The organism is Phytoactinopolyspora endophytica (genome assembly GCF_004138495.1).
In the GTDB taxonomy this organism is placed as follows: Bacteria; Actinomycetota; Actinomycetes; order Jiangellales; family Jiangellaceae; genus Phytoactinopolyspora; species Phytoactinopolyspora endophytica.
Genome location: NZ_ML142891.1, coordinates 642 through 3,217, shown reverse-complemented (window position 1 = coordinate 3,217; position 2,576 = coordinate 642). Strand labels below are relative to the sequence as shown.

Here is a 2,576-nt window from a genome sequence, read left to right as displayed (position 1 = left end):
CGCCAACAGTGTGGTGACCTGCAACAACGCGGCGATCGCACCCCGGCTCCGACCCTCGCTTGAGGCACTAAGCCGATTGACCCAACTAAGGTCCGGTCGGCGGTCAGGCAGTGTGGGCGGCGTCTTGTCGTGTTCAAGCCCGAGACATGTCCGCGATTGACGGCGTTCAGCAGCGCATCGAGCCGCTTGTCGCACGGCTGCGGTTTCGGGCAGGACGAAGATTGCGCAGTGTTGTCCGCTGTCCGGTCGATCCAAAGCGCAGTCGTGTAGGCACCCTCTGATCCGTCCGATAAAGATGTCTACTCGCACAACATCTCGCATCTGATCACTGCTTGCCTCGTAGGTCTTGCAGCTGCTTGGGCCTGACCTGATCGCGCTTTCTCATGTGGGCCCAAATGGCATGGTCGAGTCGGGATGGGTCAACGTGCAGCTTGGTGGCTGCGGCGAGGATCAGTCCGCGTGCTTCGGCCGGTGAAGTCTTTCTGCCGAGCGTCTGCTCAGCGAAACGAAGGACCCAGGTATCGGCCTTCACACCGGGGATTCCGAGGAGCATCAGGAAGTACTCCCAGGTGACGACACCGAGCCCACGAACCTGGGTGTAGGCACGTTTGCGCGCCAAGGTCGGATCACTGATCTCAGCGGCGCGGTGAACACCGGCGTCGACGAGGTTGCGTGCCGCGTTGATGATGCCTTCGGCCTTGGTAGAGCCCCCGGAGAGTCCCTGGCTGTTGCCCAGTGTTTCAGACAGTTGTACCGGCGTGAACGAGGCGAGACCGTCGAGGTCATCGAGCGTGCTCGTCTGCCGCACCTCGCGGTAGCGGCCGACAGCTCCGCGCACACCGTTATGTGGCTGCCCGTACTTCGCACGGATTGATAGAACAGCGTCGATCAATGCGGCCTCGATCTGATCCGGCCAACCGCCCGGCCATTCGATCAGCTCGCCCGGAAGTGACGTCCTGACAGCGGCAAGGATTAGGTCCACGTCCTGCTGGTCAGTATTCATTGCCGCCCCTAAACGCGTCAGCTGAGTGGATGGAGCATACCGGCAACCGTCGACAAGCCGTCCAGACGGCCACCCGTCATGGACGAGCCCTGTGTCGATCGGTGCGCCGCGGCGCGGGCTCGCGGTCAGCTGCGTAACGGATCGTGACATGTGACGTTGCTTTCCGGCCATGTGCGGTGTGCGCCGGTTGGCGTCGAGTATTCGTGCCGAAAGCCCACCCAAGCACGCGCCCGAAGTCCGCCTGGCCGACCTCGGCCACCACGGCAAGCTCCCGATCATCGAAGGCACCCTGATCCGTGCCGAACCGTGCTCGCGGACCTGGCCCCGGGCGTTCCAGCTCTTCGCGTCCGTAAAGCCAAGAGCATCGGAGCACGCCGAAATCCTGAGACGCCACCCTGGTTGGTCCTCGTTCATGAAGTTGCTGGGCCGCGACAGGTAATTGATGTACTGGCGCCAACATCGACAATGCGGCAGTATGCCAGGGATGCGCGCCTGGTTGAAGGTAGCAAGCGGTCGTTTCCGGCTGCGTAGCAGGCGCATCAGGCGGTGGCTCCGTGATCCGAACGACGATGGCGGCATGTGGCGGCTCAGCCTTGCGATCACCGTCACGCTCTGCGTCGCTGTGGTGGTTGCTGCTGCGTTGGTCACTGTTGCGTGGCAGCTGCTTGAGCCGACTGGCGAGGCTACGATCGGCGACTTCATTGACATAGTTGTCGTCATTTTCGGCGTAATCGCTGGTGGCGGGGGCAGCGTTGCACTTGTCGTTGCCTATCGGCGGCAGAAGGTGAATGAGCGCGGCGAGCTGAGAGAAACTGCCCGTCTTCTCAGCGAGCGCTTTCAGGCCGCATCTGAGCAGCTCGGACACGAACGCTCTGCGGTGCGCCTTGCCGGAACGTATGCCATGGCACATCTAGCGGACGATTGGGAAGAACAGCGGCAAATGTGCGTCGATGTGCTCTGCGCATACTTGCGAGATGCGGGCAAGGAACCCGACGAGAGGCCGAGTTTGGCAGCGCTTCAGGCATGGGATTCGGACCGTGAGGTGAGGCATACGATCCTGCGGATTATTGCTGACCATTTAAGAAATCGCGGCCTATGGACTGGGTGTGACTTCGACCTTACGGGGATCGCAATGGACACGAAACTCAGCCTTGACGGAGTGTCCTTTCCTGCTGGCAGCAACTTCGTTGCAAGGGATGTGTTGTTCAGAGCTCCGTTGCTCCTCCGCAATGCGGATTTCGGTGGTGGTGAGGTGTCGTTCGCCGCTGCGGATTTCGGTGGCGGTGAGGTGTCGTTCGCCGCTGCGGATTTCGGTGGCGGTGAGGTGTCGTTCGCTGGTGCCATGTTCAATGGCAGTGAGGTGTCCTTTGCCAATGCCAAATTCAGTGGGACTGTCGTCTCCTTCTCCGGTGCTAATTTCGACGGCGGTTCCGTCTCCTTCACCGACGCAAGATTCGACGACGGCCGTGTCTCGTTCTTTAATGCAGAATCCAGCGGAAGATGTACAGTATCTTTCGTGGGCGCACAGTTTGGCGGCTGCGAGCTGTACTTCTTTGGCGCCAGATTCGATGAC

General features: G+C 61.0%; 2 protein-coding genes. One reads left to right on the top strand and one right to left on the bottom strand.

Annotation, left to right across the window (positions count from 1 at the left end; translation table 11 throughout):
* Positions 1–325: 325 nt before the first annotated feature.
* Positions 326–1,003, bottom strand: coding sequence for an HhH-GDP family DNA glycosylase (locus ELR45_RS34095; protein WP_129670249.1), 678 nt, complete (start codon positions 1,001–1,003; stop codon positions 326–328).
* A 484-nt stretch (positions 1,004–1,487) separates the two neighbouring features.
* Here ELR45_RS34095 and ELR45_RS34090 point away from each other — a divergent pair.
* Positions 1,488–2,576: pentapeptide repeat-containing protein (locus tag ELR45_RS34090; protein WP_165368355.1), on the top strand; the 1,089-nt coding region annotated here is incomplete at its 3' end.

What these genes read in the sequence shown, in the direction of transcription:
- ELR45_RS34095 (WP_129670249.1), bottom strand. Translation starts at nt 1,003, where the DNA reads ATGAATACTGACCAGCAGGACGTGGACCTAATCCTTGCCGCTGTCAGG.